8 protein-coding genes and 1 pseudogene are annotated in these 16,194 nt (G+C 75.0%); 8 read left to right on the plus strand and 1 reads right to left on the minus strand.

All coding sequences use genetic code 11. From position 1 onward, the window contains the following. Positions 1 to 201 precede the first annotated feature (201 nt). Entirely contained in the window at positions 202 to 1,266 is a 1,065-nt protein-coding gene (locus tag ACIPTO_RS40720; RefSeq protein ID WP_401200482.1) for a ScbA/BarX family gamma-butyrolactone biosynthesis protein, read from the minus strand. A 605-nt stretch (positions 1,267 to 1,871) separates the two neighbouring features. On the opposite strand from ACIPTO_RS40720, the gene ACIPTO_RS40725 reads away from it, so the two are divergent. The 8 genes and pseudogenes from ACIPTO_RS40725 to ACIPTO_RS40760 all read left to right on the plus strand — a co-directional run. Beyond that, positions 1,872 to 2,090, plus strand: a complete 219-nt coding sequence (locus ACIPTO_RS40725; RefSeq protein ID WP_401200485.1) for an acyl-CoA carboxylase epsilon subunit — start codon at positions 1,872 to 1,874, stop codon at positions 2,088 to 2,090. A 2,000-nt stretch (positions 2,091 to 4,090) separates the two neighbouring features. Further along, positions 4,091 to 5,074: a BTAD domain-containing putative transcriptional regulator gene (locus tag ACIPTO_RS40730; protein WP_401200498.1), complete on the plus strand. Its 984-nt coding sequence runs from the start codon at positions 4,091 to 4,093 to the stop codon at positions 5,072 to 5,074. A gap of 456 nt (positions 5,075 to 5,530) precedes the next feature. Continuing rightward, positions 5,531 to 6,250, plus strand: coding sequence for a hypothetical protein (locus tag ACIPTO_RS40735; RefSeq protein WP_401200488.1), 720 nt, complete (start codon positions 5,531 to 5,533; stop codon positions 6,248 to 6,250). A 1,707-nt stretch (positions 6,251 to 7,957) separates the two neighbouring features. Beyond that, positions 7,958 to 9,583: an FAD-dependent monooxygenase gene (locus ACIPTO_RS40740; protein WP_401200501.1), complete on the plus strand. Its 1,626-nt coding sequence runs from the start codon at positions 7,958 to 7,960 to the stop codon at positions 9,581 to 9,583. A 641-nt stretch (positions 9,584 to 10,224) separates the two neighbouring features. Next, positions 10,225 to 11,133, plus strand: a complete 909-nt coding sequence (locus ACIPTO_RS40745; protein ID WP_401200504.1) for an NAD(P)H-binding protein — start codon at positions 10,225 to 10,227, stop codon at positions 11,131 to 11,133. Positions 11,134 to 12,425: 1,292 nt separating this feature from the next. Continuing rightward, entirely contained in the window at positions 12,426 to 14,018 is a 1,593-nt protein-coding gene (locus tag ACIPTO_RS40750) for an acyl-CoA carboxylase subunit beta (RefSeq protein ID WP_366326848.1), read from the plus strand. Positions 14,019 to 14,355: 337 nt separating this feature from the next. Next, a complete protein-coding gene (locus ACIPTO_RS40755; protein ID WP_366326850.1) occupies positions 14,356 to 15,240 on the plus strand; it encodes an AfsR/SARP family transcriptional regulator in 885 nt (294 codons plus the stop codon). A gap of 190 nt (positions 15,241 to 15,430) precedes the next feature. After that, positions 15,431 to 16,194, plus strand: a pseudogene (locus ACIPTO_RS40760) (Fe-S oxidoreductase); the annotation flags it as partial.

Genomic DNA, 16,194 nt, shown 5'->3' on the forward strand with positions numbered 1-16,194 from the left:
GTTGGGTTGTGCGGTTCGCGGCGGGGTGGGGCGTTGAGCCTGCCCGTGTGCCCGTGTGCTCTCGTCCGGGGTGGTGCTGGTGCGGGGGTGTCAGGGGTCGGGTGGTGGAGGTGTCGGTGGGGTGGTCTGGGTGGTGCTGTGTGGGGGGTGGGTTGGGTGGTGCCGGGGTGCTGGGGTCTGGGTGGTGGTGGGTGGGGTGGGTTAGGGGGTGGTGGTGGTGATGGTGGAGTGGAAGATGGGGCGGTTGTTTTGGTGGCAGGTGATGTGGGTGGTGTGGTGGGTGGGGGTGGTGGGGGTGGTGGTGTGGGTTTGGAGGTGGCAGGGGGTGTCGAGTTCGGCGTAGTTGGTGAAGGTGGTGGTGAGGGTGAGGGGGAGGGTGGGGTGGCCGAGGTGGGCGGTGGTGGCCTGGCGGGCGGCTTCGAGGAGGACCATGCCGGGGATGTGGTCGACGGGGTGGTCGAAGAGGACGGGGTGGCGGGTGTCGGTGCGCAGTTGCCAGGTGTGGGGGTGGGGGGTGGGGGTGAGGACGACGTCGGTGGGGGAGGTGCGGCCGACGGTCTGGGGTGCGGTGGGTGCGGTGAGGGGGAGGGGGGTGGTGTGGGTGTGGTGGCCGCGCAGGCGCTGGTAGACGGTGGGGGGGATGCAGGTGTAGGAGACGTCGGCGCGGGCGAGGATGTGGCCGTCGCGGCGCAGGGTGCTGGTGTAGCGCAGGGAGGCGGTGCGGCCGCGGCGGCGGGTGATGTCGTAGCAGGTGATGTCGATGGTGAGGGCGGCGGGGGCGGCGCCGACGTGGAGGTGGGCGGGGTCGACGGCGAGGGTGAAGTCGTGCATGACGAAGCTGTGGTCGAGGGGGACGCCGTATTCGGTGTGGGCGAGCAGGAGTCCGCTCTGGCGGACGGTTTCGGCGGCGATGAGGGGGTCGTGGCGGCCGTCGGCGGGGGTGAAGAAGGAGTGGCCGCGGGGCCACTGGGCGCTGACGGTGAAGCGGTCCTCGCCGGTGCGCCGCCAGTCGGTGAGCAGGACCTCGGCGACGGAGGCGCGGTGGACGAACTCCTTGGGGACGGTGCGGGTCAGGGAGAGGTGGGCGTAGGCGTTTTGGTGTGCTGACACCCCGGCCCCGCCCGCGGCGCCACCGGCACCGGCACCTGCGGTGGAGGGTGCGGTGCGGGGCGCGGGCAGCGGTGTGGGGGCGGCCGGTGCGCCGGCGGCCGGGGCGGGTGCGGTGGTCAGGGCCGGGCGTTGGGCGTGGAACGTGTGGGTGGACATGGTTCCCCCTGGGGCCGGGATAGGGACGGAACGGATCGGAACGGATCGGAACGGATCGGGGTAGATCTGGGCTGATCGGGACGGGCCGCGGTGGGGCGTTTCCGCGTCCCCGGCTCCCTGCCGCCCCGCCGGACCGGGGCGGGGCAGGGAGCGGTGCGGGGTGGTGCGGCGGGACGGGCCGTGCCGTGCGTGGGCTGCCGTGGCGTGTCGTGCGGTGCCGGGTGTGCGGCGGCGTGGTGCCGTGCGGGGTGCTCGTGCGGGCGGTGCCGTGCGGTGCGGTGGTGTGGTGTCCCGGACCAGAAGATACATACCACACGGTTTTCTTTCTAGGGGTATCGGAGCTTCCGGGGGGACGGGATGTGGAAGAACCCGCTCCGTGCCGGATGGCCGGAACCGTGTCCGCGGCCGGGTGGCGCCGCCCCGGGCGGAGCCCTGGCGCACAGGGCCGCGCCGGCCGGGCGGAGGGTCCGGTGGCGGGGTGCGGGTCTGGCCGGTCCGGGGGGCTGCGGGGGCCTGTGGGGGTGGTTCTCGAGCGGGGTCTCAGTGGTCCTCCAGGGTGCTGGTGCAGGGTGGCCGCACGTCGGTGAGAAGGGGGTGCGGGCCGGGTGAGCAGCGCGGAGAGTGTGTTCCGGGTGGAGCGCGGGCGGGCGAGCAGGGAGGAGCTGGCGGCGGTGTGCGCCGTGCTGTGCGCGGTGCTGGCCGCCCGCGGGCAGGAGCCCGGTGACGGGGCCGGCGACGGGGCCGGCGATGGGGCGGAGCCGGGGGAGGTGTGGAGCCCGGAACGGACGGCGGTGTCCTACCGGCCTCCCCGCGCCTGGCGGTGACGGTCCCGGGACCGCATGGATGTGGCCGGTTCGGTCGGTACGTCTTTGACCCGTTTATGTAAACCACTCGTGCGGTTTGTTGTTACGGGGTGGAGTGGGACCGTCCGGGGCGGACCGGGGCGCGGTGGTACCGCCGGGACGCGCCGGTGCGCGGGCGCGGATGCGTCGCCGCGGCTGCGGTGCGGCGCCGTGGAACGGGGTGCGGGGTGCTGTGGTCCCCGGGGGTGCCGGTGGGTGGTCTTGTGGCTTCCTGGGGCGCGGAGCCGGCCCCAGCGGCGTGTTCGCGGCCGTGCGTGCCGTGGTGCTGTCCGGCGCCGGACAGTGATGGGTGCGCCCGGCACGGATGCGGGCGGTCCGGTGAGGTGTGGGGCAGTTGTGCGGGTCGTGCGGTGTCGTACGGATGCGGCGGGTGTGCGGCGTGCGGCCGGGAGGTTCGGGTCCGGTCGGCGTGGTGGAGGGTTTCGCCGGTCCGGTGTGCAGTCGGGCTCCTGGCGGTGATCGTTGCGGTGCCAGTGCCAGTGCCAGTGCCAGTGCCAGTGCCAGTGCCAGTGCCAGTGCCAGTGCCAGTGCCAGTGCCGGGTAGGTGGTGGAGCGCCGCGGATTCCCTTTGCAGGCAGGCAGGCAGGCAGGCAGGCGGGGCGGGGCTGGTGGTGTGCGCCTCTGCGGCAGTCGGTCGGGCGGGCAGGGGGCGGCGGATGGCTGTGGGGTATCCGGTAGGCGTGGCGCAGTGTCTGGCCGGACGGGGTCGGCGGGGCGAGGTGGCGTCTGGCCGGCGTGGGCTGGCGGGATGGTTGCGTGAGGGGTGGTGTTCAGCGGGCCGGGTTCCGGTGCGGCGTTGATGCGGGCCGGGTGTTGTGCAGGGGCGTGCGTGCTGTGCCGGACGGTGGATGGGTGGCCGGAGGGTCTGGCCGGGCGGGGCGGGGTGGTGGGCTGCACCCAGGGGCGTGGACGCGGGCGGTGGTGATGTGGTCGGCGGGGGCGGGATCCGCCTCGGGCGGCCGTATGTGCGGCGTCGTGGCGGGCGGCGCGGCGGCGGGTTTCGGGGTGTGGTGCGCGGGGCGTGGTGTGGGCGGCGTGGTGCGTGGTGCGCCGGGTCCGGCTGCGGCCGGCTGCCGGTGTCGTCGTAGCGCCGCGTGTTGGGTCCGATGCCGCCGGCATTTTCCCGTGCTCCCGGGAAGACTGGCTGTCCCTTTTTTCCGCGCCCGCTTCGCCCCGTCCGGCCCCCTTTCCTTTTCCTTTTCCTTCCGCCCCTCGCTTCCGTGCCGGCCTCGTCTTTCCGACTGCCGACCGCCCGGTGTAAGGCGTGGGCGGCACCGCTTCTGGTGGCCGTCGGCCTGTGCGCCCTGCTTTCGTCCGTCCTGGGGGTGCTCGTCCGCAGGGCCGGGTCTGCTGGGTGGCGAAGGCTGGGACGGACGCCTCTCTGCTTCCGCCCCCGCACCCTTCCGCCCCCGCACCCGGTAGCCCTCGTATCCCGAATGCCCGCACCGCGCCCACTCCTCCGGCCCGGGCGCCCCGCTTCCGGGACCCCTGTTCCCTTCGGTCCCGGAACCCCGCGCCCCGGGGCGCCCTGCGCGCACGTCGCCCTGCCCCTCCCGTGTCTCGTACTGGCCGGTTCTCCAGTACCGGCCGGTCTCCCGGGAGAAGCCCTCCTGCGTCCTGGCGACGGTTGTGCGGAGCGTGCCGTCGCGGCCTGGCCGCCGCCGGCTGCGACCGGGGGCGGCTTTGCCGTGCCAGGCCGGCCGGTAGGGCAGCAGGGGCGCCTGCCGTTCGTGCCGCGCCGGGCGGCCCGGCAGCTGGCCTGCCGGCTCTGCCGGCCGGGTGGGTGGTCGGTGGGGTTGGCTGGATCTGTGTGGTCGTGGCGGCGGGATGTCTACCGGGAGATTGACAAACCGTCCGTGCTGTTTTTTTATCGAGGGGTTCCGGTGCCGTGTCGGCCCGGGTGTCGGGCGGTCCGGTGTGCGGGCCGCTGCTGTCGTGGCGGTCTTGTGGGGGAGTTGGGTGTGGAGATCGAAGTGCTGGGCTGGCTGGCGGTGCGGGTGAAGGGTGTGTCGGTGGTGCCGACGGCTCCCAAGCCGCGGCGGGTGCTGGGGCTGCTGGCCCTGCACGCCGATCAGGTGGTGCCGGTGTCCGCGCTGGTCGAGGAGTTGTGGGGGGCGCTGCCGCCGCGCAGTGCGCGTACCACTCTGCAGACCTACGTCCTGCAGCTGCGCGAGCTGATCGGCACGGCGCTGGCCGCACCCGGCCTCTGCCGGCCCGCCCGCGCCGCCGGCGACGGTGCAGGGGATGGTGCGGGCGCCGGCGACGGTGCGGGTGCGGGTGGGGGCGATGCGGCTGGTGGGGCTGGTGGGGCTGGTGGGGCTGGTGGGGGTGGTGGCCGGTTGGGGGCCAAGGATGTGCTGGCCACGGTGGCGGGGGGTTATCTGCTGCGGACGGGGGGCGGTTCGGTCGATCACCGGGAGTTCGAGCGGCGGGCGGGGAGCGGTTACCGGGCGATGGACGCGCAGGACTATGCGGGGGCGGCGCGGCGGCTGGCCGATGCGCTGTGTCTGTGGAGCGGGCCGGCGCTGGCCGGGGTGCAGGCCGGCAGTCAGATCGAGGTGGAGACGCGCCGGCTGGAGGAGGCGCGGCTGTGTGCGCTGGCCCAGCGTATCGACGCCGATCTGCATCTGGGCCGCCACCGTGAGCTGCTGCCGGAACTGACGGTGCTGGTCAGCCGGCACCGGATGCACGAGAGCCTGCACGGCCAGTTCATGGTCGCGCTGCACCGGGCGGGCCGGCGCGGTGAGGCCCTGGACGTCTACCAGCGGCTGCGCGCCACCCTCGTCACCGAACTGGGCCTGGAGCCCTCGGCCCCGCTGGGCCGCCTGCAGCGCTCCATCCTCGCCACCCGCCCCGACCGCACCCCCCTGCCCGCCCCCGCCTCCGCCCCCGCCCCTGCCTCTGCCTCCGGCACGTCTCTGCATTCCGCCGCCCGCCCCGCCTGACCCACTCCCGGCTGCGGCACCTGGCCCGGCGCCCGCGGTTCCGGACACCGGATCATGTCCGTCGCACCGGCCGGAGCGCTCGGTGGAAGTCGCGCACGGCATCCCCGGCAGGCGACCGGCCGCTGTCCGGGGCGGGCACGCGGCGATGCAGGAGGAACCGGAGCGGACCTTGGGGATCCTCTGGGGCCTTCGCCCCGTCTGCCACGGCCGTTCCGTAACTGCGCAGTCCCCACCGCCGGGGGGAACCCTCCGGCCGGTCGGGGTGCGGGTGACGTGAGGGGGCGGGCAGTCCGCAGTGAGGGGACTTCTCACCGGTGGGCCAGGCGTCAGAGTGCCGGCAGGGCAGCGGTGTCTACGTCCTTCGTCGCTTACCCGGTCCCTCCCCGGGCGCCAGACTCGAACCCGCACCAGGCTCCGGCGAAACGGACGGAACCGTTCTTCCGAGGGGGACCGAGGATGGGCACATGCGGATGCGGCGGGGAGAGCGCTGAGGCCGGCCGGCGTGTCGGTGAGATCCTCGGCGAGGCCGGGCTCCGGGAGATCGTGGGGCAGGCCCGGGACGCGACCGGGGTGATGGCCGTGTCGGTGCGCTCGCTGCACAAGGCCGACCGTGCCGGCGTGCTGCGGCTGGGGGACGACGTCGTCCGTCTGCACCGCGACGCGGCCGAGCGCTGGAACCGCCAGGCCCGCCGGCAGCTGCGGACCGTGATGGACCGGATCGACGCGCGCCGCCGCCAGGACGACTGGAGCGACTGGAACGGCCGGGTGCGCCACGCGTTCACCGACCGGGACGGGCCGCAGCAGGTGGAGGATCTCGTCGCCGAGACCCGCACGATGCTCCTCGACGCGGAGATTTCGGCGGCAGTGGCCCAAGAGCTGATGGGCATCGTCGAGCGGAGTGCGGAGGCGCTGGTGGGCGGTGGCCTGGACGGCATCGTCGGAGAGCTCCGGAACGTCATGGAACGCGGGCTCGCCGCCGCCGAGCATCCGGAAATGGGCCGGCAGCCCGCTTCTCCGATCTCGGCGGCCAGGGCGGCTTGCGTCGCCACGGCATGGATCGCGTTCGGGGTCGCCATCGCGGTCTGCTCCGCGATCGACTTCTGCTGGTGCTGCGCCTGGCCTTTTATCGTGGCCGGCCTGGCGGTGGCTTTGACGGCCTGCGAGTTCATCGACTGACGCGGGCACTGAACGGCCGAGCCGACCCGGGGGCCGGACACACATGTGACGTCCGGCCCCGGCCTCCTCGGCCCTCCTCCTTGCCTCCGGCCCCGCGGCGCCCTGCCGCGCCGCGGCCCTCCGGCCCGCGGCGACTCCTGGCCGGCCGGTCCGTCCCGGACCCGGGTGCCTGCCCCGCGGCACCCGGCCGCCCTCTTCCCCGCGCGCCCGCCACGACGGCCCCGCCCCGCCCCCGCTCCCGTCCTTGCCCCTGCCCCCGCTGTCCCTGTTCCGCCCGCCTCGCGCTGCGCCCGGTCTGCTCCGGCAGCACCGCGCCGCCGCCAGGCCGCACGGATGTGCCACCCCCGCCCCGGCCGAAGGGCCGCGCGGGAGAGGAGGAGGCGCATGCAAGGACACCCGCACGGCACCCCGGCCGCGGAGCATCGGCCCGGCGCCCAGGTTCCCGCAGGCCGGGGGCGTGCGGGCCGGCGCGACCCTGTGAACCGGCAGGCGGGCACCGCGCCCGGCCTCCGGGACCCAGCCCGCAGGGGCCGCAGCAGCCGTGCCGGTCACCGGGCACCGACAGCAGCGCCCGAGGCACGGGCGGGCGCGGGCGGCCAGCGAGACCGGGGCGGTCCCTGCGGGCTGGGCGGTCAGAACAGGTCCTCGGCCCGGCCGCCGCGCAGGCGCTCCTCCGCGAAGGCGCGTCACCTGCCCCTGCCCCGCCCCCGGCCTGGCGCGAGTGCGAATGCCGGCCGCCGTGCCCGTAACCGGACGCGGACACCGCCCTTGTCCGTACCCGCCGCACCCGACGGCTCCCCAGCGGCTCCTCGCCGTACAGTCCGCCCGCCCCCGGGCAGACTGCCCAGCAGACCGCCCCTGCCGGACCGCTGCCCGCCCCGGCACCGCGACGGCCCCCGCCCCAGGCGCGCCCTCGCCCCTCCCGCGAACACCCTTCCTCGCCCCTCCCCGGCCCCCTCCCCGCCCCCTCCCGGCCTCCTCCCGGTTCCTCCCGCGCGGCTCGTGCTGCGGGTTTCCCAGAACCGTTGCAAAGAACCGTCCACCCGGTATATTTTGGCGGCGTCCGCACCCCTGGACAGTCCGCCCGGCCCCCGCAGAACGCGTGCCGGGCCCGCGCCGGACGAGGCCGCAGGAAGCCGTGAGAGGCCGAAGAGGCAGGCAGAAGGCAGGAAGGGAAGAAAGGGGGGGCGGCGGGGGAGACACCGTGCCGCGCGGCGCACGACCGGGCGCGGTGCATGGCCCCGTGCGGTGCGTGACGCCGTCCGGGACGCCGCCGGATCGGATCTGCCGGCCTTCTCCCGCCCCCGGTTTCCCGTGTCCGGTCCCTGCCCCTGCCTCCGGGCCGCCCTCGCCGTCCTCGCTGTCCTTTGCCTCCGGCTGTGCTGCTGCCGGGTGCGTGCGGAGCTGGTTGCTGACGCGACGTGGTCCGGGACGAGATGGGGGAGACCTGGGATGACGAATACGACAGGTACAGCAGGCACAGAGGACACGGCAGGTGCGGCGGGCGCGGCAGGTGCCGTGGACGCGGCAGACACGGCAGGTGCGGCGGGCGCCGTGGACGCGGCAGGCGGGGCGGGTGTGCCGGCTGCGCGCGGTGTGCCGGATGGGCCGGCCGCGCCCGGCATGCCCGGCGTACCCGGCACGTCCGGTCCGTCCGGCGCATCCGATGCGTCGGACGTGTCCGGTGTGCCGGGTGGGGTGGGTGTGGTGCGGGCGCAGGTGGTGGTTGTGGGCGGGGGGCCGGTGGGGCTGCTGGTGGCGTGTGAGCTGGCGGGGTACGGGGTGCGCACGGTGGTGGTGGAGGAGCGGGAGGGGATCTCGGCGCGGCCGAAGGCGACCACGCTGCATGCCCGGGCGGTGCAGTGCCTGGTGCGGCGGGGGTATCTGGCCGGGGTGGCCGGGGGGTCCAGTGCGCCGGTGGCGACGCGGTGCGCGTTCCATTTCGCGGGGATGCCGGGGCTGGCGGTGTGTGCGCCGGCGCTGGAGCCGCCGCCGGTCCTCAAGTGCGAGCAGGAGCAGCTGGAGCGGCATTTCGAGGCGCGGGCGCGGGCGGCCGGCGTGGTCGTGCTGCGCGGGCTGCGGGTGACGGGGGTGCGCCAGGGCCCCGACGGGGTGCAGGTCACCGCGAGCGGCCGGCGGGGGCCGGTGACGTGCACGGCCCGCTACGCGGTCGGCGCGGACGGCGCGCGCAGCACGGTCCGCCGGCAGACGGCCTTCGCCTGCCGCACCTACCCGGCCACCGTCTCCGCGCTGGCGGGCGACGTCCGCCTGGAGCGGCCCGGCGCGCTGCGCCCGGGCTGGCACCGCACCGCGACCGGCTGGATCGTCGTCAAGGACATCCCCGGCACGCCCGGCGGGGTGCGGCTGCGGACCCTGGACTGCACCGGTGCGCACGGCGGCCGGCACCTGCCGCCCACCCTGGAGGAACTGCGCGCCGAGGTCGGCCGGATCACCGGGCGGGACGTCCCGATGGGCCAGGCGCGCTGGCTGAGCCGGTTCAGCGACTTCAGCCGGATCGCCCTCTCCTACCGGGCGGGGCGGATCCTGCTGGCGGGCGACGCCGCCCACGTGCACTTCCCCGTCGGCGGCCAGGGACTGAGCGCCGGCGTGCTGGACGCCCTCAACCTCGGCTGGAAACTCGCCCTGGCCGTCCGCGGCGCCGCCGCTCCGGGACTGCTGGACACCTACGACCTCGAGCGCCGCCCGGCCGCGCAGCGCGTCATCGACAACACCCGCGCCCAGCTCGCCCTCATGCGCCCCGACACCGGACTGGATCCGCTGCGCACCCTGTTCGGCGAACTGCTGGCCCGCGGCGGGGCGAACGGCGTGCTGGCCTCCATGGTCAGCGCCCAGGACACGGTGCTGCCCCCGCGCGCCGCCGATCCCTCCCCCTGGGAGGGACGGTTCCTGTCCAACACCGAACTCACCACCTCCCAGGGCCGCACCGACGTCATCCGCCTGCTGGCCGCCGGCCGCCCGCTGCTCCTGCTCTCCGCCGCCGACAGCGCCCGCTGGCAGGCCCAGGCCCGGCCGTGGTCGGGGCTGCTGCGGGTGGTGCGCACCGGCACGGAAGCCGACCTGCCGGGCGGCGCGGTCCTGGTCCGCCCCGACGGCTACGTCGGCTGGGCGGCCGGCGCCGGCCCCCTCACCGCCGCCCTGGGCGCCTACTTCCGCGAGGGCGGCAGCTGGGAGCACGCCCAGCGCGACCCCGCCACCCCCGCCACCGGCACCGGCACCGGCACAGAAAAGTGCGCGGGAGCGATGGCCGGCGCCGGTGCCCGTGCTGGTACCGGGGCGGGGGTGGGGGATGCGGTGCCGGGCGGGGTCAGATGACAGACACGGGGCCCGGCACGGGATCCGGCGCGGCGCCGGCGGCGCTCAGCTGTTCCTGGACCCAGGCGCCCCTGGCCGCGGAGAGTCCGCCGAGGCCGGCACCGGGGGGATCACCACGGACGGCAGCACGTGCCGCAGCAGACCGGTGACCCGGCGCGGCAGGTCCTGGCAGCCCGACAGCGACCGGGAGATGGCCTGCACCCCGGCGAAGGCCCCCGCCAGGACGCCCGCGGTCTCCGCCGGGGTGCACCCCGTGTGCCGGCAGCCCGCCCCGCTCCCGCGCCCGGTCCAGCAGTTCCACGGGATCAGGGGAACCGGCGCGCAATCGGCGTAAAAGGCGACGGCGCACCAGGAACACCAGGAACAAAGGGAACGGCCCACCAGGAACGGCCTGCCGGGGAGCGGAACGAACGGAGGCACGGCGGATGCACACGAACGGCGACGGCGACGGCAGCGGCGGGCGGCGGGCGGTACCCCGAACCGGGACCGAAGCCGGGACCGAAGCCGGTTCCGGTCCCGGGACGGACGCCGGGGCCGGTGCGCAGGCCGGTGCGGGGGCCGGGCGGCAGCCGGTGGCCCGCAGGCAGGGGCAGCGGTCGGGGCAGGGGCTGGGGCTGGGGCTGGTGTCGGGGCGGGGGCCGGTGGTGCTGGTGACGGGGGCGACGGGGACGGTGGGCGGGGAAGTGGTCCGTGCCCTGCCCGCCCGGCTGCCCGCGGGGCTGGGGGTGCGGGTGATGGCCCGGGACCCGGCGCGGGCCGCGGCGATGTTCCCCGGGGTGGAGGCGGTGGCCGGGGACTACACGGACCCGCCGTCGCTGGCCTCGGCCCTGCGGGGCGTGCGGACGGCGTTTTTGGTGACCGCGCGCGTCGAGGGCGACGACGACGCGGTGTTCGTCGCGGCTGCCCGTGCCGCCGGGGTGCGGCGGGTGGTGAAGCTGTCCGCGGCGGCCGTCCTGGATCCCGGGGCGGACGACCTCATCACCCGCCGCCAGCGGGCCGGCGAGGAGGTGCTGCGCGGCTGCGGACTGGAGTGGACCCTGCTGCGCCCGCGCGCGTTCATGTCCAACTCCCTGTCCTGGGCCGCCTCCGTGCGCCGCGAGCGCACCGTCCGCGCGCTGTACGGGAGCGCGCCCAACGCGTGTGTGGACCCCCGGGACATCGCCGAGGTCGCGGTCCGGGCGCTGACCGAGGAGGAGCATGCCGGGCGCGCCTACACGCTGACCGGCCCGCAGGCGGTGACCGCCGTCGAGCAGACCCGCGAACTGGGCCGCCTGCTGGGCATCCCGCTGCGGTTCGAGGAACTGACCGCCGACCGGGCCCGCGCCGCGCTGGCCGGACGCTTCCCGCCCCCGCTTATCGAGGCCCTCCTGGCGAGCGCGGAACGCCAGAGAGCCGGCGCCAAGGCCCGCGTCGAGGACACCGTCCCCGCCCTGACCGGCCACCCGGCCCGCTCCTTCCACGACTGGGCCCGCGACCACATCAAGGCCTTCACCCCGCCTGAGGCTGCCCCGGCCCCGGCAGAGACCGGCACCCGCCGCCCCACCCCCTGACACACCCCCCCCGCGCTCCACGGCCTTCCCTGCCACCCCGGCGACATGCCACCGCGAAGACCACACCACGCACCCCCCTTCTGGCCGCGCAGCTGCCGGGGGAGGCAGGGGGAGGCAGGGAGCCGTTTCGCGACGGCGCCGGACGTCCTCGCCCTTCGACCGGACGTTCTCGCCCTCTGGCCGGGCGCGCGATGCCGCCTCGCGGCGACGCCGGCCTGCCCCTGGGCCAGACCGCCCCGCGCCTACGACCCCGAAGCCGGCCGCCCACCGCCCACGACCCGCCGCTCACCACCCGCCCCCTGGACTATCCGCGCCGGCCGCCCGGGCATGGTCCTGGTGAGCGAAGCGGATCGGCCAGGCCCCCGGTCCCGGCACCGCCGTAGCCCTCCACCCGCAACGGCCGCTCCCCACGAGAAAGGCCCGCCCTCCACCCGCAACGGCCCATCCGCCCGTCGTCGGACGCCCGCCCTCCCCCCGGAACGGCCATCCCGCTCGCCGCCCGTTGGCTACCCGCGGCCCTCCGCCGGCCGCCCACCTTCCCCGCACGCACAACCGCCGCCCGTCCGCCACCGTGTCCTCCCCGCCTGCGAGCCCTCGCCGACCGATCCTCAAGCGATCCCTCAGCTTTTCTCCACCACCCCGCCCGACGATGGCCGTGGGCCGCAAGGGCCGGAAGAACTCGGCAGACCGGGCGGACCGAACGAACCGAATCGACCGGATGGACCGGGCGGACCGGGCGGATTGGGTGGACCGGGCGGAGAGGAGGCAGGCGCCGGACGGGCCGGGAGCGGCCGGACGGAGAGGGAACGGGCGCCGGACGCGGCGCCGGCGGACACCGCGCGGCGGCACGCACACGCCCGCCCCGCTGCCCGCACCGGCGCCTTCCGCGCCGGTCACCACCCCTCCCCGTACCTCCCCGTATCTCCTTGTATCTCCTCGTGCTTTTCCCGTATCTCCCCGCCCCTTCCCGCAGCCGTCCGCACGGCTGGCCGGCCCGTACTCCTGCGCGGCGCACCGCGCACCGTGCCCCCGTGCTCCGGGGGCCGCGGGGCGGCGGCGGGTGCTGCGCGGCATCCGCCGCCGCAGCCGCCGTTGCGCATGCGCCGTATGACGCCGCTGCGTGCGCGCAGCGGGGCGCGTCCCGCAGCGGTGGGCGCTCCGCCGCGTCTTGAGGCGCACTCCGCCCGCAGGAGAGGAAATCTCATGGATGTCTACTTTTGCTCTCGATGGGACGGACGGGGTGGGGGCGGGTCTCCTCGCCTCCTCCCGGCCGTGCCGGAAACGGACCAGGGATGACGACGACGACGGCGCCGGCACCGCTCACGGCGGGGACGGGCGGCACGCATTCACAGGTGGCGGAGCTGCACGCGATCAGGGCCCAGGCGATGGCGGGCCCCAGCGAGCAGGCGACGGCGGCGCAGCACGCCAAGGGCAAACTGACGGCCCGGGAGCGGATCGGGCTGCTGCTGGACGAGGGCTCCTTCCAGGAGGTGGAGCAGCTGCGCCGGCACCGGGCGACCGGGTTCGGCCTGGAGACCAGGAAGCCGTACACCGACGGTGTGATCACGGGCTGGGGGACGGTCGAGGGCCGCACCGTATTCGTGTACGCGCACGATTTCCGGATCTTCGGCGGGGCGCTGGGCGAGGCCCACGCCACGAAGATCCACAAGATCATGGACATGGCGCTGGCGGCGGGGGCGCCGCTGGTGTCGCTGAACGACGGTGCGGGCGCCCGGATCCAGGAGGGCGTCTCCGCGCTGGCCGGCTACGGCGGCATCTTCCAGCGCAACACCCGTGCCTCCGGGGTGATCCCGCAGATCTCCGTGATCCTGGGCCCCTGCGCGGGCGGCGCCGCCTACAGCCCGGCGCTGACGGACTTCGTGTTCATGGTCCGTGACACCTCGCAGATGTTCATCACCGGCCCGGACGTCGTCCGGGCGGTGACCGGCGAGGAGATCAGCCAGAACGGGCTGGGCGGCGCGGACGTGCACGCGGAGACGTCGGGGGTGTGCCACTTCGCCTACGACGACGAGGAGACGTGCCTGGCGGAGGTGCGCTACCTGCTGTCGATGCTCCCGCAGAACAACCGCGAGGCGCCGCCGACGGTGCGCACCGCGGACCCGGCCGGGCGGCGCGGGGAGATGCTGCTGGACCATGTGCCGGCCGACGGCAGCCGCCCCTACGACGTGACGGCCGTCATCGGGGAGATCGTCGACGACGGCGAGTACCTGGAGGTCCACGAGCACTGGGCGCGCAACATCGTGTGCGCGCTGGCCCGCCTCGACGGCCAGGTCGTCGGCGTCGTCGCCAACCAGCCCCGCACCCTGGCCGGCGTGCTGGACATCCACGCCAGCGAGAAGGGGGCCCGCTTCGTGCAGATGTGCGACGCCTTCAACATCCCCCTGGTCACCCTCCTGGACGTGCCCGGCTTCCTGCCCGGCGTCGGCCAGGAGCACGGCGGGATCATCCGCCACGGCGCGAAACTCCTCTACGCCTACTGCAACGCCACCGTGCCGCGCATCTCGCTGGTCCTGCGCAAGGCGTACGGCGGCGCCTACATCGTGATGGACAGCCAGTCCATCGGCGCCGACCTCACCTACGCCTGGCCCGCCAACGAGATCGCGGTGATGGGCGCGGAGGGCGCCGCGGGCGTCATCTTCCGCCGCCGCATCGCCGAGGCCGCCGACCCCGAGGCGATGCGGCAGAAGCTGGTCAAGGAGTACCGGGCGGAGCTGATGCACCCCTACTACGCGGCCGAGCGCGGCCTGGTCGACGACGTCATCGACCCCGCCGCCACCCGCGAGGTCCTCATCCGCTCCCTGGCGATGCTCCGCCGCAAGCACGCCGACCTCCCCTCCCGCAAGCACGGCAACCCCCCGCAGTGAGACCGGGCGGGCCCGGACCCTTCCCGGCCCGCCCACCCCTCTGAACAGCACGATTGGTCTGTTTATGGTGTTCAGAACCCCCGCCGGGGCCGCCCGGTCGCCCCGCCGGGACCCCTGTCCCGCCCCGAGTTCGCCGGATTCCCGGGCTTTTATTTTCCGCCCGGACGCCCGGATTCCAGGCATGCAAGCAGGTCAGGGGCGGTGGTGGGGGAGCGGTGGGGGTCCGGTCGGGAGACGCACCAAAACAGCATGAGCGGTTTGGTATTGACAAACCGTCCGGCCTGTTTTGTACTCGTGGTACCGAAGACGGCACACACCCACCGAGGGGGCGACGGCGGTGCAGATCGACGTACTGGGCACACTGGATGTCAGGGAGAACGGGGTGTCGATCGCACCCACCGCACCCAAACCGCGCCAGCTCCTCGCGCTGCTGGCCCTGCACGCCGACCGCGTGGTCCCGGTGGCCGCCCTGGTCGACGAACTGTGGTCGGGCCGGCCCCCGCGCAGCGTCCGCACCACCCTGCAGACCTACGTCCTGCAGCTGCGCGAACTGATCACCCTCGCCCTGCACCAGCCCGGCGCCGCCCCCGCGGACACCCCCTCCCCGTCCGCGGGGCGCAGCGCCAAGGACGTCCTGGCCACCGTGCCCGGCGGCTACCTGCTGGTCTCCGGCGGCGGCGGCAGCGACGTGCGGGAGTTCGAACGCCTGGCGGGACTGGGCTACCGCGCGATGGACGCCGGCGACCACAAGGACGCCTCCCGCCTGCTGCGCGAGGCCCTGCTGCTGTGGACCGGTCCCGCCTTCGCCGGCGTGCCGGCCGGCGCCCGCCTGGAGACGGAGGCCCGGCGGCTGGAGGAGAGCCGGCTGTGCGCGCTGGACCAGCGCATCGAGGCCGACCTGCGGCTGGGCCGCCACCGCGAACTCCTGGCCGAACTGACCGTCCTGACCAGCCGTTACGCCACCCACGAGAACCTGCACGCCCAGTTCATGCTCGCCCTGCACCGCTCCGGCCGGCGCGGCGAGGCCCTGGACGTCTACCACCGGCTGCGCGCCACCCTGGTGCGGGACCTGGGCCTGGAGCCCTCGCCCCGGCTGCGCCGGCTGCAGCAGTCGATCCTGGTGGCCGCGCCCGAGACCCCGCCGCCCGCCCCGCACCGGACGGTGCCCGCCGTCCCCGTGCTGCCCGCCGCCCGCGCCCGCGTCGGCGTCCGCCCCGTGTGACCCTGCCCCGCCGGCGACAGCGGCCGCCGGCCCGGCGGAACCCCGCACCCGCTGCCGCTGCTGTTGCGGCTGAGGCTGAGGCTGTGGCCGCCGCTGTGGCTGCGGTGCGGCGCGGGAAGTGGGTAGCCTCGGACGGACCATCAAGTTACCGATTGGTAACCGGTTTTCCGCCGGTTCGAGGAGCCCCTTCATGCAACTCGTCGCGATCATCGTGTCGCTGGCCCTGACCACGGCAGGCTTCGCCCTGTTCGGCCGCGCCCTCTTACGCATCCACCGCTTCGTGCGGCTGGGCCAGCCCGTCCCCGAAGGCCTGCGCACCGCCTTTCCCTGGCGGCGCACCGCCATGCTGGGCCGGGAGTTCGCCGCCCACACCCGGATGAACCGCTGGGGTGTCGTCGGCGTCGCGCACTGGTTCGTGGCGGTCGGCTTCTACGCCCTGCTCATCACCCTCGTCAACGCCACCGGCCAGCTCTTCCGCCCCGACTGGCTGCTGCCGGTCATCGGCGACTGGACCCCCTACAACGTCCTCGTCGAGTTCCTCGCCGCGGCGACGGCCCTGGGCATCCTGACCCTCATCGCGGTCCGCCAGCTCAGCAGGCCGGACAGGCCGGGCCGCAAGTCCCGCTTCGCCGGCTCCCGTTCGGGCCAGGCCTACTTCGTCGAGGCCGTCATCGTCATCGTGAGCCTCTGCATCCTGGTGCTGCACGCCCTGGAGGGCGCCCTGCACCACGCCGACGGCTACCAGGCGTCCTTCTTCGTCTCCTACCCGCTGGTCGCCCGCCTCCGGCAGACCGACACCGCCACCCTCCACACCCTCGTCTACCTCGTCGCCTGCCTGAAGATCACCACCTCCTACGTGTGGATGATCACCGTCTCGCTGAAGACCGACATGGGGGTGGCCTGGCACCGTTTCCTGGCGTTCCCGAACATCTGGTTCAAGCGGAACGCGGACGG

The organism is Streptomyces sp. NPDC090083, assembly GCF_044747445.1.
In the GTDB taxonomy this organism is placed as follows: Bacteria; Actinomycetota; Actinomycetes; order Streptomycetales; family Streptomycetaceae; genus Streptomyces.

Coding starts and splice junctions, on each gene's coding strand:
- ACIPTO_RS40720 (WP_401200482.1), bottom strand. CDS start 1,266: ATGTCCACCCACACGTTCCACGCCCAACGCCCGGCCCTGACCACCGCA.
- ACIPTO_RS40735 (WP_401200488.1), top strand. CDS start 5,531: ATGGGCACATGCGGATGCGGCGGGGAGAGCGCTGAGGCCGGCCGGCGT.
- ACIPTO_RS40750 (WP_366326848.1), top strand. CDS start 12,426: ATGACGACGACGACGGCGCCGGCACCGCTCACGGCGGGGACGGGCGGC.